This is a genomic window from Paenibacillus sp. JNUCC 34, assembly GCF_058269055.1.
Genome location: NZ_CM177770.1, coordinates 3,581,340 through 3,598,852 on the forward strand (window position 1 = coordinate 3,581,340; position 17,513 = coordinate 3,598,852).

The 17,513-nt window shown below is 42.9% G+C and carries 18 protein-coding genes; 5 read left to right on the plus strand and 13 right to left on the minus strand.

The features are described from left to right. Positions 1 to 153 precede the first annotated feature (153 nt). The 4 genes from AC2TF5_RS16710 to AC2TF5_RS16725 all read left to right on the plus strand — a co-directional run bounded on the left by AC2TF5_RS16710 (position 154) and on the right by AC2TF5_RS16725 (position 3,389). Entirely contained in the window at positions 154 to 549 is a 396-nt protein-coding gene (locus tag AC2TF5_RS16710) for a DUF2871 domain-containing protein (RefSeq protein WP_491298225.1), read from the plus strand. Between the two features lie 295 nt (positions 550 to 844). Continuing rightward, a complete protein-coding gene (locus AC2TF5_RS16715; RefSeq protein WP_491298226.1) occupies positions 845 to 2,038 on the plus strand; it encodes an MBOAT family O-acyltransferase in 1,194 nt (397 codons plus the stop codon). A gap of 24 nt (positions 2,039 to 2,062) precedes the next feature. Next, positions 2,063 to 3,226, plus strand: coding sequence for a hypothetical protein (locus AC2TF5_RS16720; RefSeq protein WP_491298227.1), 1,164 nt, complete (start codon positions 2,063 to 2,065; stop codon positions 3,224 to 3,226). After that, positions 3,204 to 3,389: a hypothetical protein gene (locus AC2TF5_RS16725; protein ID WP_491298228.1), complete on the plus strand. Its 186-nt coding sequence runs from the start codon at positions 3,204 to 3,206 to the stop codon at positions 3,387 to 3,389. Before AC2TF5_RS16720 ends, AC2TF5_RS16725 begins: the two co-directional genes overlap by 23 nt. Before the next feature lie 92 nt (positions 3,390 to 3,481). Here AC2TF5_RS16725 and AC2TF5_RS16730 read toward each other — a convergent pair whose 3' ends face one another. From AC2TF5_RS16730 to wrbA, 4 genes are all read right to left on the minus strand, one after another. Further along, the gene (locus AC2TF5_RS16730) at positions 3,482 to 4,180 is read right to left on the minus strand and encodes a polysaccharide deacetylase family protein (protein WP_491298229.1); all 699 of its coding nucleotides are present in this window, start codon (positions 4,178 to 4,180) and stop codon (positions 3,482 to 3,484) included. A gap of 101 nt (positions 4,181 to 4,281) precedes the next feature. Continuing rightward, entirely contained in the window at positions 4,282 to 4,884 is a 603-nt protein-coding gene (locus AC2TF5_RS16735; RefSeq protein WP_491298230.1) for a YkoP family protein, read from the minus strand. A gap of 209 nt (positions 4,885 to 5,093) precedes the next feature. After that, positions 5,094 to 6,038 carry a DMT family transporter gene (locus AC2TF5_RS16740; protein WP_491302920.1) on the minus strand — a complete coding sequence of 315 codons (945 nt, stop codon included), beginning with the start codon at positions 6,036 to 6,038 and terminating at the stop codon, positions 5,094 to 5,096. Between the two features lie 163 nt (positions 6,039 to 6,201). Then, positions 6,202 to 6,816, minus strand: a complete 615-nt coding sequence (gene wrbA / locus AC2TF5_RS16745; RefSeq protein WP_491298231.1) for an NAD(P)H:quinone oxidoreductase — start codon at positions 6,814 to 6,816, stop codon at positions 6,202 to 6,204. 143 nt (positions 6,817 to 6,959) lie between these two features. Here wrbA and AC2TF5_RS16750 point away from each other — a divergent pair, with 143 nt between their 5' ends. Beyond that, on the plus strand, positions 6,960 to 7,319 hold the full coding sequence (locus AC2TF5_RS16750) for a winged helix-turn-helix transcriptional regulator (protein ID WP_491298233.1): 360 nt from the start codon (positions 6,960 to 6,962) through the stop codon (positions 7,317 to 7,319). A gap of 94 nt (positions 7,320 to 7,413) precedes the next feature. Here the strand turns inward: AC2TF5_RS16750 and AC2TF5_RS16755 are convergent, their stop codons facing one another. From AC2TF5_RS16755 to AC2TF5_RS16795, 9 genes are all read right to left on the minus strand, one after another. After that, positions 7,414 to 7,929 (minus strand): DinB family protein, encoded by a 516-nt coding sequence (locus AC2TF5_RS16755; RefSeq protein ID WP_491298234.1) that lies wholly within the window; start codon positions 7,927 to 7,929, stop codon positions 7,414 to 7,416. 866 nt (positions 7,930 to 8,795) lie between these two features. Beyond that, positions 8,796 to 9,935 (minus strand): exo-beta-N-acetylmuramidase NamZ family protein, encoded by a 1,140-nt coding sequence (locus AC2TF5_RS16760; RefSeq protein WP_491298235.1) that lies wholly within the window; start codon positions 9,933 to 9,935, stop codon positions 8,796 to 8,798. Positions 9,936 to 10,010: 75 nt separating this feature from the next. Further along, a complete protein-coding gene (locus tag AC2TF5_RS16765; RefSeq protein ID WP_208914398.1) occupies positions 10,011 to 10,715 on the minus strand; it encodes a PIG-L deacetylase family protein in 705 nt (234 codons plus the stop codon). Between the two features lie 2 nt (positions 10,716 to 10,717). Next, positions 10,718 to 11,683, minus strand: a complete 966-nt coding sequence (locus tag AC2TF5_RS16770) for a GNAT family N-acetyltransferase (protein WP_491298236.1) — start codon at positions 11,681 to 11,683, stop codon at positions 10,718 to 10,720. A 301-nt stretch (positions 11,684 to 11,984) separates the two neighbouring features. Beyond that, positions 11,985 to 12,845, minus strand: a complete 861-nt coding sequence (locus AC2TF5_RS16775) for a carbohydrate ABC transporter permease (RefSeq protein ID WP_491298237.1) — start codon at positions 12,843 to 12,845, stop codon at positions 11,985 to 11,987. A gap of 18 nt (positions 12,846 to 12,863) precedes the next feature. Beyond that, positions 12,864 to 13,766 carry a carbohydrate ABC transporter permease gene (locus AC2TF5_RS16780; RefSeq protein WP_491302921.1) on the minus strand — a complete coding sequence of 301 codons (903 nt, stop codon included), beginning with the start codon at positions 13,764 to 13,766 and terminating at the stop codon, positions 12,864 to 12,866. Between the two features lie 84 nt (positions 13,767 to 13,850). Beyond that, entirely contained in the window at positions 13,851 to 15,296 is a 1,446-nt protein-coding gene (locus tag AC2TF5_RS16785; RefSeq protein ID WP_491298238.1) for an ABC transporter substrate-binding protein, read from the minus strand. A 42-nt stretch (positions 15,297 to 15,338) separates the two neighbouring features. Continuing rightward, on the minus strand, positions 15,339 to 16,247 hold the full coding sequence (gene murQ, locus AC2TF5_RS16790) for an N-acetylmuramic acid 6-phosphate etherase (RefSeq protein WP_491298239.1): 909 nt from the start codon (positions 16,245 to 16,247) through the stop codon (positions 15,339 to 15,341). 179 nt (positions 16,248 to 16,426) lie between these two features. Continuing rightward, positions 16,427 to 17,290, minus strand: a complete 864-nt coding sequence (locus tag AC2TF5_RS16795) for a MurR/RpiR family transcriptional regulator (RefSeq protein ID WP_208914403.1) — start codon at positions 17,288 to 17,290, stop codon at positions 16,427 to 16,429. Positions 17,291 to 17,513: the final 223 nt, after the last annotated feature.

Here is a 17,513-nt window from a genome sequence, read left to right on the forward strand (position 1 = left end):
GAACAACTCCATATATTTGATATGGGATTTTTTGTCTTCATATGGAGAAGGATTTCGTGAAATTATTCACTTTTGTAACATTTCGTTCATATTGCGTTCTTATTAGCATGATACACTTTCATTAAATACGATTATTGTTGAAGGAGTATGATTATGAAGAAGCTATACTACACTTCCTTTTTCTACGCTGTACTTGGTTTAATTGCTGGAATTTTTTATCGTGAGATCACGAAGTCTAGTGATTTCTCGGGCCCTACGGTATTAGTTGCACTACATACCCATATTTTAATGTTAGGATTCTTTTTCTTTTTGATTGTTCTGATCCTTGGCAAGCTGTTTCAAATTCATGAAGCGAAATCTTTCGGTGCCTGGTATATCGTGTATAACATCGGGTTGCTTATAACCCTCGGGGCCATGACTACCCGGGGGATGCTGCAAATCAATGGACAAGACATCAGCTATTTGTCACACATCGCTGGACTGGGTCATGCCATTCTGGGTGCCGGATTCATCTGGCTGCTTATACTACTTGGTAAGCGAATTAAATAGAGTGCTAGGGACCGCTTACGGATTACTCGAGGTGGTCCCTTTTCTATTAACATCAATCTTCAGTATGTAAAGTCGTTATACAATACCCGTTTCCATATAATGTATCTATGTTCTAGGTTGGCACTATTTTTCAGTTGGATGTATAATCTTTCAAGTAGAGTAAGTTCGGATCTCCATTGTTGGATTTTGGGACCCTACAATGATTTCATATATATTCCTTTTTTTCATTTCATGATATTATTAATTTCTTTCCAGAAATTATAGAGTACTAGGTTCGGATGGTGGAAGTTATATTATGATGTACACAGATTGGTTTTATTGGCTATTTGTTTTTGTGGTTGTTGCCACGTATCACGTAATCCCACACCGTTTCAGGCCCTTAGTGCTTGTTGCGGCCGGTATCACGTTCTACTATTATTATGCTGGTTCTTATGTTATTTTGCTGCTTTTGGAAGCTATTATTTCCTTCGTGCTTATCCAAATAGCCATTAAACGAACCAAGCGCTGGATTTATCCGGCTGCTGTTATCGGAGTCATTCTTGTTCTCGGATACTTTAAGTACAGCAATATGCTTGTGATGACCCTCAATGATTTATTAGGATTCTTACACAAACCCTTCTTACCAAAAGCAGAACAAATTGTTCTGCCGCTTGGTATATCCTATTTTACCTTTGAGTTAATTCACTATCTAGTTGAAAAAAAACGTGGAAACCTTCCTGAGCACAAGCCAGTGAGTTTTTTCTCGTTTCTCTTTTTCTTTCCGACGATGGTAGCAGGTCCGATCAAACAATTCCAAGTCTTCTATCCCCAATTGACGGCACGTTTTCAACTTGAACATCTTCTCGTAGGGGTTACACGCATTGGGATCGGCCTCTTTAAGAAGCTGGTACTTGCAGGGACAATTGATCTGTTAGCACAGCCTGTCTACTCTCAGGCAGGTATTGCCGGCGCAGATATAGAAACTCTTTGGATTTCACTTGTAGCCTACACTTTTGTCATCTATTTTGATTTTTCCGGCTACTCGGACGTCGCAATAGGTACTGCACGTCTGTTCGGCATTGTCGTGCCTGAGAACTTTCGATTTCCTTATCTGGCACGCAGTATCGCAGAGTTCTGGAACCGTTGGCATATCTCGCTTGGTTCCTGGCTGACCCGGTATATATATTTCCCGTTAGGTGGCAGTCGTGTACCGGCGCCGCGTGTATATGTAAACCTGATGTGTACGATGGCTGTGTCGGGCTTGTGGCATGGTGCCGCGTGGAATTTTGTCGTATGGGGCATGTTCCATGGCCTAATGCTATGTATTCATCGGTTTTATTTGAAGCAAGTAAAGACCAAGTTGAAACCTGTACCAAATTGGCTCAAGCCCGGTACAACCCTGCTCGCCATAGGAATTACTTTTTTCGGAGTTACTCTGAGTCGGGTATTCTTTGTGCTTCCAGTTGCAGATGGTTGGAATCTAATGTTAAGACTGTTTGGTCTGAGATGAGGCTCAGAGAGTGAGGAATGAAAGATGATGCACAAGCTTCCAATAAAAAAACTGATTGTATTCATGGTGTTATTAGCTGTAATGGGGTTGATCGGAGTTACGATGTGGGCTGATACAGTCGTCGAAAAAGTACAGCAAGATGTTGCTGCACATGCAGAGAAGAACCTTCGGGTACCTGCTTTTGACTCCATTGTGTATACACCGATATGGATTGAATATTTGAAGAAGCAGCCGGACAACGGCAAACCGGAAATTGGTATGTTCGGTTCTTCCACCGTTTTTGGAACGACTGTAAAAGATGGCTGGAACACTCCCTCCGGTATTTTACAGATTCACCTCAATGACAAGCGCGTTCTTAATCTCGGATTGTCTGGTGGACGTCTTGTAGAAACGTACGCTATTATCGCATCCATGGTGGATGAAATAGATTATGTAATATATGAAATAAATTACGGCATATTATCCGTCACAGATAACGATCCGGGAGTTACGGTATATCCCGCACTCTTGAGCAAACTGGATCAAAATATCCCAAGGGGTTGGCTGGATGGATTTTCGAGAAAAAACAAAGAAACCGTACCAAGCTCTATTCATGACTCGATGACAACTGGCGTATTGAATAATTGGACGCTATATCACGATCGGGATGTTCTCAGCTATCATTTTTTCAAGACACGGACATCCACGGAGAAAATACGCCGAGAGATTCAGAAGGTACAGGACGAGAAAAAGGGAATTAAACCTACTTACACCCCTTTGTTCAGCCCTTATGATAAACTGAAAACACATCAACAAGAAGGTATCGTTAAACACTATACAGGCCTTTATAAATGGGATAAGCCCTTCGACAGAAACAACAGCTTCGGACTTTTCATGATGGGAAAAACACTCGATCTGCTTGATAAACATAATAAAAAAGCACTCTTCTTCACAGCTCCGTTAGATAACCAGCTCATAGCGGAACATGAAATGTTGAATTGGTCTGAATATGACACCGTTATGGGAGCCTATCAAGAATTAATCGAATCCCGTGGCTATCCGTTCATCGAATTTAATAAAGAAGAGACCCAGCTTATTCCGCACGAGTACTATCATGATCCGTCACATCTTATTGATACAGGAAGCAAAATGTTCGGCGAAATCCTATATGAAAGGCTGAAGACCTTTGGAATTACAAACACGCAGTAAGGAACAGGAGCAACCCGAAATTATTTCGCTTGGTAAGCGTATTGCCCGCGTAATGCTTCTTGGTGCAATTACAGTTGCGGGTGCATTGGCGATTATGGCAGTTGTATTGGGCATTTTATTTTTCTCTGGTGAAACCAGCCAATTTATTTATATGAATTTTTAAGAAAAAGAGGCATCCCTCCAGTCTATGAATCTGAGGGATGCCTTTTATATTCGTTTTGTAAGAGCGTATGTAACTAGCGGGTGTATTTTCCGTCAAGACATTTCATCAAGGCGAACGAATTGGAGGTTTCTTGTCTGAAGTTGGTCTAGCACTTCTTCTAAAGCTTGCAGCATAAAATAAGGAGCATGTCTGTCCGCGCCAATAGTCTCACCGCTGTCGTGAAGTAATACGACGGAGCCATCGGTGATTCCACCTAACAGTGTAGACTGCAGCCGAGTTTGACAGAACCGACTTCTCCAGTCTCCCCCCATAACTGACCAAAGAACAATTCGATACTGCTTGCGCCGAAAAAAATCAAATATATTGATTAATCCCCATGGTGGACGGTAATAGTTGGGTCTTGTTCCGACAATAGACTCTATAATATCGGCTGATCGGTCCAGATGTTCTCGCCGAATGGTGCTGGGCAGCATAAGCCAGTTGGACGTATGATAATAATTGTGGATGCCAATCTGATGGCCTTCCCGATCCATTCTTCGGATAAGCTCGGGATACTTCTCCGCTTGAGATCCAAGCACGAAAAAGGTAGCCTTCACTTGATGCAGCTTCAATAAATCCAGCAATTTCGGAGTATATTGCGGATGCGGCCCATCATCAAAAGTAAAGGCCACCTGTTTTTTTACCGTTCCTTTGCGAAAGACACCCATGCCAGTTATTCGCGTAATCAAACTCGGAATAAACATGTAAAACGTGGTGATGCATAGTATCCCTCCTACTAGGTAAATGAGCATGATTCCTCCTCTAAAAAAACAAGAATAATGATAGTGAAGTAAATATATGTGTATTGCTTCTATGGAGAATGCCATACATCTTACTTACATAAACGTGTACCTTATGCAGAGAATTTCCGTCCAGGCGAGAATCGATTCTTTAATGAAGCCCGAGAATGAATTAGTAACATTGGCACCAGTTGTTCGGTTCGCCGATTGATTCTTTGTCTCCCTTCCGGATGCATGGCAGATAGCAGCAAACGAAGATAGATCGTGGTAATGCGTTCAAAGACGCCAGACTTTATACTCTGTTGTTCAAAGCCAAGTCCGTGTGTTAATCCCCGGTGGAGCAATGTAATACCCAGTAAAGCCTTGACCTCTCTGAACTCGGACTGCGATTCGAAGGCTTCATTGATTTGCTGCATTGATTTACGCAGCATACGCGCCGTTTGGAGTGCGGCACGATCCGAGCCTTCTGACTGGATCAACTTCAGGATAGTCCCATTGTCGAGGTGGAGTTCTCCCACCCACTCTCCATGGTTAATGACAGTGGAGTCCTGGCATACAATGGACTGTCCCCGGTGCTTTTTAAGCATCACGGTGCATATGCCAAAACGCGACTTATGCGATACACGAAAATATGAAAGTAACGCAAACGTTTTTTCCCACATCATCCAAACGGATTGCACTGTGGTTTTGCGTAATTTAGAACTCAAATCACTCACACTCCTCGAAGCGAATATTGTCTTCTCTGTTAATAATTGTACATAACAGAGTTTTCTTTTCTCTTAACCGATTCTTACGAAAACCTTAAGTATTGTTCGACTGCATTACACTGGCCGTTATATCCCTGAACTTTGTAGTAAAAAAAATCCCTACCTAAGTAGGGATTAAAGCTGTATTATTGATTTGTAATGATCTCTCGCTGTTCCGATTAATTTTCTTTGGGTATCACTTTGGTTGCCCCAGTCTGCTTCCGGCGCGTTGGGTCCAAAAAATTAACCCCCAGCACCCCTGCTAAAATCATGACCGCTCCGATAATGTAATAGTAACCAAGTTCCTCATGTAAAAACAGGACACCAGCCAACATCGAGATCAAGGTAGACAGATTGCTGAAAACACTCATTTTGGACGCCTCGATCCGGGATAAAGCGAAATTGGACAGCATTGACGTAACTAGGGAAGACAGTACCCCAAGATATACGGTGGTCAGTACAAATGATGAAGATGTAAACGGCTGAAAATACTCATGCATACTGCCGTTCCAAACATGCTTGAAAACGGACATCCCATTAAAGAAGATAAATCCGATCATCAGCATAACAAACGTCAGTTCGATCGGTTTGAATTTTTTCGTCAGCGGACGTGCCAATACACTGTAAACAGCCATGGATAGAGCAGACAAAACTAGAAGCGCTAAACCTTTAAAATTGGTAAGATCAAACGAAGTACCTTTCATCACGAAAATGTAAATCACTCCGGCGACGGAAAGTAAAACGGAGTATTTTTGCCAAGCCGACGTATGTTCCTTTAGAAAAATCCCTGCTAACAGCACTGTAAAAATCGGCGATAATGCTAGAATAATACCGGCTTCAGAAGAAGAGCTGTTCACAAGACCGAACACTTGAAGGCCGAAAAACAGCGCCGGATAAAATATCGCAAGAGGTAAAATGCTGACAGCGTCTTTGAGGCGAATATTAAGCTTCAACCAGCCGAACAGTACGGGAATTAAGATGACTATAAACGATATCGTAAATCGATGTGCCAACGCATCGATAGGATCTGCCGATTGGAGAGCAATTTTAACAAACAGAAAAGATAATCCAATAATAAGAGCATTTATACATGCAGCAGCGTATGCTGGAATTTTTGATTTCACAGGCACGAAAGACCACTCCTAAACCATGATTTGATATGCCGACGGCAACTTAAATATAAATGGCCGCATGAACAGATTCTACAGTCCCCTCGTCACCCAGCTTCATTTTTTTTGTGGAACAACCCCACGACCAGTTTGCCGCGGGGCCTTCTTCTCATGAATATTATCCGTTACTACCTTGTTTCACCCATTTCGCTACTTCAATCGTACGACGTGCTTGAAACTTCACAGCTTCCTTCACATCCTCTACCATATTTCCGTCCTTATCAACGGTTACACTCGTACCATACGGGTTACCGCCTGCTGCAAATACGGATGGATCAGAATAACCGGGCGCAGCTACGATCGCTCCCCAATGATACATCGACGTATATAGAGACAAGATCGTAGCTTCTTGTCCGCCATGAGGATTCTGCGCAGAGGACATTGCACTTACCACTTTATTCGCTGTTTTGCCTTGGAACCAGAGACCGCCTGTTGTATCGAGGAACTGTTTCATTTGCGATGGCATATTTCCAAACCTAGCCGGCACGCTAAAGATAATTGCATCTGCCCATTCAATATCATCCAAAGACACTTCAGGGACATGCTCAGTTGCATCCACATGGGCTTTCCAAGCAGGATTTTTTTCAATGATAGATGCCGGCGCAAGCTCCGGAACCTTTAGTAATTTTGTATCCGCGCCAGCTTCGAGTGCACCTTCGGACGCCCATTGTGCCAATTGATAATTGGTTCCTCCTGAACTGTAATAGATTACTGCAAGTTTTACATTAGACATGTTTATCTCTCCTCAGGTTCATTTTTTTAATTATTTCTGTTGCTTACAGGGATTATTATGATTGATACTTTCAATCCTGAGAAGTACGCACAATAATGTGGTATAGTATCCAGAAGGATACCGTTAAAGGAGGTTAAGCCGGAATGGACGAAAATAATGGCACTTGTACGGGGGCTTACTCTACGATAGATATCGTAACTGGAAAGTGGAAGCCGAGGATATTGTATCGATTGGCGCAATCCGAATCCGTGCGCTTTAATGAGTTGAAACGATTTATCCCTGAAATAACTCAAAAAATGTTGACATCTCACTTAAGAGAGCTTGAAAATCACGATATAATCCTTCGAGAAATATATCCAGAAGTACCACCAAGAGTGGAATACTCTCTTACGGAATATGGACGGAGTTTCATACCGATTCTGGATTCGCTGCAGCAATGGGGGAATAACCACTTAACTCATCTTGAGCAGATTAATGATCAACAAGAGAAGAAAATCAACTGAGGAAGCGTTTGTCAGAATCAAAAAAAGACACTAGCGCAACACGCAACGTTAGTGTCTTTTTTATTGACCATTTATTGACCTTGTCTATTTGCCACTACTCCAAATACCTATCCCTCATAATGTTTAGATGATGCAGTTCATGTCCTGCTATGATATAAGCCAAAGCGCTTGCAGATGTGACTTTCTCGTTCGCAATTCCTCTTCTGTCCCAAGACTCCTCCGGTAATCCTCTTACCAAAGCAAGGGTAGATTGCCTCACGATCATATATTCTTCAAGTAAATCTGTCATGCTCCGCTTATAGAAATCTGCATTCTCCACAAAAAAATCTTCGTTAAATCCGGCAAGTGGAGTTTGGTCTCCTCGCGCGATACGGAGCAGCCGATAGCTCATAATCCGTTCTGTATCGATCATATGGCCGAATACTTCTTTCAGGCTCCATTTACCTGGGGCATAGCGATGGTTGGCCTGTTTGTCAGTAAGCGAAGTAATCAGCTCTTTCAAGACCTTCTGCTGCTCTTCAATAATATGTATAAGATCTCCTTCTGGTACAAGTCCTACGTAACCTCGATAATATTCTGGATAATCCTCATGAGAAGGCCGTTTTAACATCGTATTTTCCCCTCTTTTCATAAAAATAGTAAAGACATTATGTTTTATGAAACTCCATTGTTGAAAAATAATTATATTTCCATAAAATTAGCATGTTCTCATGATAAAATCCACAAAAATTTATATCACGGCGCACAGCTTCCAGCGCGCGGTAAGGCGTTTCATAGCGCGGTTGATCACATGTGGTTAATTTCACAAATGTTAGTACCTGACGACGATTAAATGGAATGGGTTGCAATCGCTCTTGATAAAATACTGATATGTCTAGCGTCTGAAGGGGCTGTTGCAATGATCTAACGTGACATGATAAGTATTGTTGTATGTTATACAACACTGGACGAGCAGAATGCCTGAACCTACTGATATTGTTGTAGATTCTACAACAATCCCTCCTGAAAAGAGGTAAATAAGTGATTCCCTATCCCTATTCTTGTACTATATACAACAATCCGTCCTTAGCAGCTACATCACGAGATACTGTTGTACTTTGTACAACATTTACTGCTAAAATCTGTTGGTTAAATATGAATAGTCACATCCTATACATGTGTAAGAAGCTTTTTTAAATACTGATATGTCTTAAATCATTAGAACTGCTACAATTGGTCAAACCCTATGCTTTGAGTAGAGCCACTCACGTTGGCTCTATCTACTCACGAGAGTTTCAGTAATCACAATCAAGCTTCACATTTCAGCTATCACGTCCCACCAATCACTTTTCATCATCATGAAAAAAAGACACGAGCCTTTAAAAGGTCGTATCTTTATCATAGGGAAAGCAGTAGTTAGTAATAGCTAGTAATAGGTATTAATGGCAGTAACAGTAAATAAGTAGTGAAACAATCAAAGCAAATTCGAAGATCCTCTTAATACAAATGATACTCTCGCTTCAATTGCTCAAATTCGCGGCTTTCCTCACGGAATTTCTCCAGCAGAGCCGGGACATCTACGGACTCATCGCGATACATGTTGTCTCCGCCCAGGAGATCAATAAAAGGTCTGGATCCTTCCTTGAGCGGCGGCAAGAATGAGAAGTCTTCGAAGTTATCCTTAATCGTATACATCAGTTGGACGCCTGAATCCAATGGTTTAAGACTCCGGTTGTCCGTGATGTGAAGTTGTACGCCATGACACAGCTCCCCCTGAAATTTGGAAAACGTAGGTTTGAAATACACCGGCCGAAACATAACACCCGGCAGCTGCTTTCCGTTCATCTCATCTGCCAGCTTTTCTGCGTTTATGAACGGAGCCCCGATCATTTCAAATGGAGCAGTGGTTCCTCTTCCTTCCGACAGGTTGGTTCCTTCGAATAAGCATGTACCCGGATAGAGCAATGCCGAGTCGAACCGGGGAATTCCCATGGACGGCATGATCCACGGACGCCCTGTTTCTGGGAACAGCATATTCCGATCCCATCCATCACACTTCACTACATGCAGCTTGCCATTCCAGTTCATCTGTTCGTTCGCCATCACTGCGATCTCGCCTGCTGTCAAGCCATAACGGACCGCGAGTGGATAATTACCTACAAATGATTGATAGCCGTCTTTTAAAATATTCCCTTCTACGGTCACACCATCCAGCGGGTTGATCCGGTCCAAGACGACAATTTCCTTACCTGCTTTCGCGCAATCCTCCAGCGCATACAGCATCGTATAAATAAAGGTATAATACCGTGTACCAACATCCTGGATATCATACACGACCATATCTACTTCATCCAGCATCTCTTGTGTCAACCGTTTGGAGTCTTTTCGATATAAGCTGTGTACCGGTACGCCTGTAAGCGGATCAAGGTATGTATCAACCATGGCCCCTGCGGTCTGATCACCGCGTACACCGTGTTCGGGCGAGAACATGGCTACGAGATCATAATTCTCATGCAGTATTTGTATCGTGGATACAAAGTTTTGATTAATGCCAGTAGGTGATGTGATCAGGCCCAGCCTCTTCCCTGTAAACAGATGGGCTTCCTCTTGAATACGATCTATACCGTTTCGGATCATAGTTCTTCCCCCACTCATGTGTTGTTTGCAAAAAATGACCATAACAAGTTCCTTGTTACAGTCATTTTGCTATGGCTAGAGTTCGTTTTTAAGAACACGCTTGTTTTCTTCCGGAATCATGAACGTTTCCGCGTATTCTTGTCTTGCTTCAATCCCGCGCACCCGTGCCAAATGCTTGTAGTATTCCAGATAAGGGAACGACTTACTGCCTGTAACGAACCAGTGCTGGGACACAGCTTTTACCCACAGATCAAAAGCTTCCTTGGGGAAGTCCACATACACATACGGTTTGTAGTCAACCGCATCCTCCCAGTTCTCCGCATAATACAATCTGGATGCAAAAAATGCAGGAAGCTCACGCTCGAATGAAGGAAGTCCGGCATAAAATCGAGCGTCATTGACGATCCGGTGCGTAGTCATATGATCTTTATGCATGCTGTTCTTCCAATGGGTAATAATGACGTTCGGACGTACTCTGCGGATGACGTCACACACAGCCCAACGATTCTCATCATCGTCCTTCAGCTCACCGTCAGGCGTATCGAATACGATAGCTTCTCCACCCAGCATTTCAGCAAAAGCATTCGCTTCCCGTACTTTCTGCTCCCGGTATTCCGCCATATCCTGACCAGCAGGAACGCCGCGCTCCCCGGCCGTCAAAGCTAGGGTTACGATATGATCTCCCTTTAGGGAATGATGTGCCAATACGCCACCCGCTGTAAGCTCCGCATCACCGACATGTCCGCCGATGGCGAGCACCGTTATCTTCTGATCACTCATCGTTAAAACTCCCTTCGCATGACTGAGAATTGTTTGACGGTTTGAAAACCTGCCTTCTCGTAAATCCGGATAGCTGGATTTGTACTTCCGGTATAAAGAGACATATAATCGGTCCCGATATTTTTGAATGCCTCGCACAACTTAAAGAACAGAATACTTCCCAAGCCATGTCCTTCATGATCACGATGAACGCCGATACCTGAGAAATAACCGCGCCCGTTATCCTGGCGGATGACAGGTCCCGCAAATCCAACAACCTTGCCGTGATGCGCAGCAATGACTACAGGCACCCCGTCCGAGGTAGACTGTGCGATCTCCTTTTGCCATAAAGGATTATCAAATCCTTGCAGCATTTCAGCCACCCCGTGATGTTTATTCGGATCAAACAATTCAACATAATATCCGTGTTCAGCCGCCTTATCATCCTTGGACTTACTTTGTTCTGGAAAGATGAACTCAGCCAAATTCAAATACATAGCACATTCTCTGGCACGCTCTATGTACCCCTGACGCACGAGAAACGCATACAACGAACTATCAACCGGTACACCCGGAGCGTTATTGTGCTCATGCTGCGGTGTATTCGGTATGTACCATGGCAGCATCATCGGGTTGAAGAACAGAACATCCGACTGCTTCTTGCCACATTGTCTAAACCGGTTCTCCACAGCGCCCAACATCTGCTTATAATGATCATCTGTTTTAACATCATCCGACAGCACGATACATGTGATATAACCTGCAATATTTCCAAGCGGCAGGTCGTCTCCAGTGCATCCACAGGCAAATCCTTTGACCTGATCGGATACCAGCCACACAAACGTATTCTTAGGGTCAAAATATGGACTAGACAGAAAAATATGATCGAAGCTTTGTTCCGTCAGCTCCTTGTAACCATCTTTCACAGCTTCTACATTCCATAAATCAATAACGGCATGAGTATATTCATGTTTCCAAGACTCCAACATGTTGATGTACACCTCACCATCTGGCAGATTATTTCCGCAAGATTAGAGCCGTCTGGGCTCCTAAGTCAATACGAGCGTTGATTGGCAGATCAGATGTCGAATCATCGGCAAGCATAAAAGAATGCAAATCTATATAAGATGAGCCAATGGTTGTGCCGAAGATTTCGGCATAGGCAAGAAACTGTATGCCTCTTGCTGCAACTACGAAGAAGATTGGCGTCTATTCTGCCCTTTTGAGCAATGGCCCTCCAAGTATTCATCGTTGTAGTTGTCATGACAAATTAGATTCGTGTATTCCGAATTAGCCTTTTACCGCTCCTACCGTTACACCCTCCAGGAAGTACTTTTGCAAGCTAAAGAAGAGAATAAACATAGGAAGTGCGGAAATGGTGGCACCCGCCATCATCGGCGCGAAATACGTTGTATTCGCGAATCTAAAGTTTTTAAGTCCTACCTGAATCGTCTGCATATCCATGGTGTTCGTTACCAGGAAAGGCCAGAAGAATGTATTCCAGTTGTCCATGAATGTGAGAATGGCCATAACGGCCAACACCGTTTTAGACAATGGCAAAACGATTTTGAAATAGATCTGAAATTGGTTGCATCCTTCAATTTTTGCACACTCCAATACCTCTGAAGGAATACTTCCCATAAACTGCTTAGCCAGAAATATGTTATACACCGTAACTAGTCCGGGAACGATCATTGCGGTATACGTATTCTGAATTTGAAACGTGTTTACAATCAGGATGTAAAGAGGCACCTGTGTTACTTGATAAGGAATCATCATCGAAACCAGCAGGACGGAGAACAGAACAGCTCTGCCCTTAAACCGGATTTTGGAAAATGCATATCCTGCAAGACTCGCAAAAAACACGTTGGAAACCATTATTGTCGTTGCTACAATCAATGAGTTGATCATCCAACGCACCGAATGTTCACTAAAATCGAAAAAGAATTTATAGGAATCAAGCGATATTTTAGTTGGGAAGAGGGAGTAGTTCATTGCCCCGGCTTCCACCGGATCCCCGAAAGAAGAAATAAACATAAAATAAATTGGAAACAGCGTAGCTAAAGCAAAAAGCACTAGAATTGTCATGATCACCGCATTACGGGTCTTCCTACGCACAGGTTTACCTGTGTGACTGTTGTATAACGCCATATCGGTGCCCTCCTCTCCTTAATATTCCACTTCTTTGCCCAGAAATTTAAATTGAACGAATGAAATCGAAGCAATAATGAAGGCCAGAACGAGAGATTGCGCTGCTGCCTTGCCGAATTCAAAATATTTGAAAGCGTTATTGAAAATGAGCAAGCCTACCATCGTAGTCGCATTATCCGGACCACCGCCCGTCATCAGATACGCGTTCTGGAATACCTGGAAGGAACCGATGACACCCGTTACTAGCAAAAATAAAGTAGTTGGTTTCAGACACGGAATAACGATGTACCACAGTTTTTTCAGAAAAGAAGCTCCATCCAGTTCTGCGGCTTCATAATAACTTTCATCAATGCCGAGTAAAGCAGCCAAATAAATGATAATACTCGTTCCATGACTGGACAGCCATGACATTAATACGAGAGAGAACATAGCAGTAGAGCTAGATCCCAGCCAGTTGCTGTTGCTTATCCCGAACACACTGAGCAGCTGGTTGAAAATACCTGACGGCATCGGATCAAAAATCCAAAGCCATACAACGGAAAGAGCTACACCGGACGCTACGGCCGGAAGATAATAAATAGCCTTGAAAATGCTCTGCGTTTTTTTTCTTAACGGAAGAATCAAAATAGCCACGGAAAAGGATATGAACAAACCGACCGGCACCGTAAGCACCGTATATTTAACCGTGTTGTAAATTGATTTCCAGAACAGACTGTCAGAGAATGTGGCTATATAATTCTCGAAGCCGATGTATTCTGAACCAAGCGGTTTGTATTTTTGAAAACTGATAATAAACGCACTTACGACGGGATACGCAGTAAACATCGCAAATACAACGAGTGCAACAGCGATAAAGGCATAACCGTAGCCGCTGTCTCCTTTGATCCGACGTCTTTTGATTGGTTTAGCGAGTTGTGTCATCATGCGAAGCTCCTTTCACTGCTCGGTTCAAGCATATACCGGATAGCCGCATGACTTAGACAAGCGGCTATCCGATTTAACCTATTAGTCTTTTACAATTCCGTCTTCACCAAAGGTTTTAACGGCTGCTTCTTTCACAGCATCGTACATTTGTTCAGGCGTAATTTCTCCAGCAATTAATGCTTGCAGTTTCGGAATAATGACCTCATCTTCCAATTTGATTCCTTTTGCACCCAGATCGGTTGGAATATCAGTACGTGCAGGTGTAGCATGAGAAAGCAATGTTTCAACAGCTGCTACGTTATCCGGGTTTCTATCGATTTTCATATCCTTCGCAGCTTCTCTACCGCTCTTGGTGATATGTGCTGCAAATATGTCGTTGTTCGTATTAGCTGATACTTCACCACTAGCGAGGAAGTAAGCCGCTTTTACGACATTGGCTTTATGCTCAGGCGTAGGCTCATTCTTACCGCGGAAAGCTACATAACCGTCAACCGCAACGCTTGATGATTGTTCTTGACCCGCAAAGGTTGGAACAGGCAGAACGATATACTCCACAGGGATACTTCCTGACACAGCACTACCATCATTTGCTTTAATTTTCTCATTGTTTTGGTTGGCGTTATTTTCAAAAGTGGCAAGACCTTTACCCGTAATCATCGTTTGACCTGTCAAGAACATGTTCCAACGTTTACCAGCATCTACAGAGCTAAGCTCTTTCGGCATGGAACCGTCGTCGATCATTTGGCGGATACCTTTCAGCACTTCCAGGAAGTTCTTGCTCGTGTAAGCATACTTCAGATCTTTATCAAAGGCGTGCGGTATGCCCGCATTTTTAATCAGAATGGTCAGATAGTCTCTGGAAGCAACACCAGCGGTTGCAAATACGAAGCCGTAACGGGATGTCTTATCCCCTTCTTTTACAACACCCTTTTTGATCTGCTCACGGAATTCTTCGTAAGTCCATCCTTCTTTTTGTACTTTTTTATAGTCGATACCGGCATCCTCCAGGAACTGTTTGTTACCGCCAATGGCGTGAACTTCCATGTAAGCCGGGAATCCATAAAGACTGCTGCCCATTTTCATATATTCCAATGGAGCCGCATCAAAGTCTTCAATCATTTCCTTGGTTGCTGTATCCGTGATGTCCATCAGCATGCCTTGCTCAACGTATTTGGAAAGACCGCCAGAAGGGATGAATGCGATATCCGGTGGGCTGCCTGCGTTAACCTGAGTATCGAGCTTCTGAGTCATATCTTCCCAACTGGCAGGCTCGATTTTCAAAGTCAGGTTTGGATACATGGCAGTAAAGTCTTTTTCCAATTGTGTGAATCTATCCTGAAAATTACCAGATACTGGTGGGATAAGGGCTGTGATTGTATCTTTAGCTTCGGTTTTTGTGCCTCCATCCGTCGTTCCTGGATTTTGTGCATCTTTGTTGTCAGTTCCACTTCCACTTCCACCGCCACAAGCTGATAATGCTAAGGTTAAAGCGAGAACCGGTGCTAATATACGCATCTTCTTTTTCATTTACTCACAAACCTCCCTTAAGAATATACAATCTTTTTCACATCACTTTTGTAATAGTGCGAATGCTTTTTTCAGACTGCCTTCGCTTTCATCCAGCGCTTGTTCTGCCTTCTCTGCATCTAAACCGGTTTTGATCATCATAATGGCCAATTTGCAGCTCATGGAAGCGCTTTCCAAATAACTAATAGCTGTCTTATCGTCTACCCCCGTAGCTGCCTGAATGATACGAACTGAGCGGTCATACAATTTGATATTGCTTGCTTTAAGGTCGACCATAAGGTTGTTGTATGTCTTGCCAAGCTTTACCATCGTACAGGTTGTGAGCATGTTGAGAACCAGCTTTGTTGCCGTGCCTGCCTTCAATCGGGTAGATCCCATGATGACTTCGGGTCCAACAACCGGCGCGATACATACGTCGCATACGGGCTCAACCCTTGAATTCTTGTTATTAACTACACCGATTGTGGCCGCTCCAATCTCTCCTGCCTTCTTCAAACCGGCAATGACAAATTGTGCACTTCCACTTGCTGTGATCCCGATGACAACATCCCTGTCCGTTACGCCGCATCGTTCAATTAATGCGATCCCCTCCTCTGCATTGTCTTCATAACCTTCAACTGCTAGCCTCAGTGCCACATCGCCTCCGGCAATATGTCCCTGCACCAGCAACGGGTCAGTACCAAAAGTAGGAGGACATTCCGAAGCATCAAGCACACCTAATCTCCCGGAAGTTCCAGCCCCTATGTAAAACATTCTACCGCCATTTTTAAGCACACGGTGTAAAATATCAACCGCTTTCATAATTTGCGGTATTTCTGCTGCTACGGCGTCCGGAACCTTGGAATCCTGCTCATTCATTAGACGCAGCATTTGTTCCGTTGTACATTCATCGATCATCTGAGTCTTCTCATTGATCTCTTCTGTCGTCAATCCCGCCAGATACTCATCCATGGCCATCCCCCTATCCCAGTTATTTGAATTTCTTAATTGCATCTTAACGATAAATTCCATTTTGGTCAATAGTTTCTGAAATAAAATTTTATAATAAAATATAACATTGGTTTTTTATTTTGATATTTAATATAAAAAGACACCGGCTTTTATGCTGAAATCACCAGTGCCTTTTATGACTATTTTCGATGCTTACTCGATATAATATTGTGCGTCTTGGTTAAATATTTCTTTACGTTTCTGTATTCGGCACTTGCTACACCGGCGAATAAAATATCAATAACGGTAAGCATAGCGATCCGTGATCCCATGGCACCGCTCCGTATCGTTAGCTCAGGAGTAGAAATACTCAGTACAATATTAGCCTTCTCGGCTAACTCACTCTTATTGTACTTCGTTATGGCAATAATTGTGGCTCCTGTTTTCTTGGCGATATCAAGCGAATCAAGAATATCCACGGTATCCCCGGAATTAGATATAAAGATAGCAACATCATTTTTTTCAAGCAGTGTTGCCGCTGTAAGTTGACTATGCCCATCCGTATAGGCATGGCACATTTTGTTAATACGGGAAAACTTCTGTTCTGCGTCTATTCCGACCAGACCAGAAGCGCCGATACCAAAAAATACAATACGCTTACATTGACGAAGCACTTTTACCGCACGATCTATCGCGTCTTTATTAATAACACTCATCGTATCTTCAATGGATTTGATGTTGTTCCGCGAAATATTCGAAATAATTGTGGTCAGATCATCGCCTGGCTGAATATCGGTATACTGATGCCGCTGTTCCTCATCCATTGAACCTAGCGATGCCGAAATGCTCACGATAAAGCTGCGATATCCCGTGTACCCCATGGTTTTACAAAACCGCAGTACCGATGCATCACTTGTCTTCGTTAGTTGGGCAAGGCTCTTAATTGAAAGATGAGGGATTTCCTCCAAATTCTCCAATATATACTCCGCAAGCATTTTCTCCACAGGTGTCAAGCTGTCTTTCATATCCCGAATCTTAATCAAAATATTATCGTTGATTGACATATGATTTCCCTACTCATCCTATAGTCTGTAAAACAAAAACCTGATTTTACTCTCTTACAAATCAAAAATCAATATCATCATAAGCTCAATTACAACAAAATACAAGATCAATATAACAGCTTCATGATAGAACTATCAATTCCCAATTTCGAAATTTTATTTCATAAAAAATATATCATTCTGAAAATTTAATTCTATTTTATATTGCAGCGCTTTCAAAAGC

What these genes read in the sequence shown, in the direction of transcription:
- AC2TF5_RS16780 (WP_491302921.1), bottom strand. Translation starts at nt 13,766, where the DNA reads ATGACACAACTCGCTAAACCAATCAAAAGACGTCGGATCAAAGGAGAC.
- AC2TF5_RS16750 (WP_491298233.1), top strand. Translation starts at nt 6,960, where the DNA reads ATGGACGAAAATAATGGCACTTGTACGGGGGCTTACTCTACGATAGAT.
- AC2TF5_RS16765 (WP_208914398.1), bottom strand. Translation starts at nt 10,715, where the DNA reads ATGAGTGATCAGAAGATAACGGTGCTCGCCATCGGCGGACATGTCGGT.
- murQ (WP_491298239.1), bottom strand. Translation starts at nt 16,247, where the DNA reads ATGGATGAGTATCTGGCGGGATTGACGACAGAAGAGATCAATGAGAAG.
- AC2TF5_RS16720 (WP_491298227.1), top strand. Translation starts at nt 2,063, where the DNA reads ATGATGCACAAGCTTCCAATAAAAAAACTGATTGTATTCATGGTGTTA.
- AC2TF5_RS16785 (WP_491298238.1), bottom strand. Translation starts at nt 15,296, where the DNA reads ATGAAAAAGAAGATGCGTATATTAGCACCGGTTCTCGCTTTAACCTTA.
- AC2TF5_RS16755 (WP_491298234.1), bottom strand. Translation starts at nt 7,929, where the DNA reads ATGTTAAAACGGCCTTCTCATGAGGATTATCCAGAATATTATCGAGGT.
- AC2TF5_RS16770 (WP_491298236.1), bottom strand. Translation starts at nt 11,683, where the DNA reads ATGTTGGAGTCTTGGAAACATGAATATACTCATGCCGTTATTGATTTA.
- AC2TF5_RS16715 (WP_491298226.1), top strand. Translation starts at nt 845, where the DNA reads ATGATGTACACAGATTGGTTTTATTGGCTATTTGTTTTTGTGGTTGTT.
- AC2TF5_RS16710 (WP_491298225.1), top strand. Translation starts at nt 154, where the DNA reads ATGAAGAAGCTATACTACACTTCCTTTTTCTACGCTGTACTTGGTTTA.
- AC2TF5_RS16795 (WP_208914403.1), bottom strand. Translation starts at nt 17,290, where the DNA reads ATGTCAATCAACGATAATATTTTGATTAAGATTCGGGATATGAAAGAC.
- AC2TF5_RS16775 (WP_491298237.1), bottom strand. Translation starts at nt 12,845, where the DNA reads ATGGCGTTATACAACAGTCACACAGGTAAACCTGTGCGTAGGAAGACC.
- AC2TF5_RS16760 (WP_491298235.1), bottom strand. Translation starts at nt 9,935, where the DNA reads ATGATCCGAAACGGTATAGATCGTATTCAAGAGGAAGCCCATCTGTTT.
- AC2TF5_RS16730 (WP_491298229.1), bottom strand. Translation starts at nt 4,180, where the DNA reads ATGCTCATTTACCTAGTAGGAGGGATACTATGCATCACCACGTTTTAC.
- wrbA (WP_491298231.1), bottom strand. Translation starts at nt 6,816, where the DNA reads ATGTCTAATGTAAAACTTGCAGTAATCTATTACAGTTCAGGAGGAACC.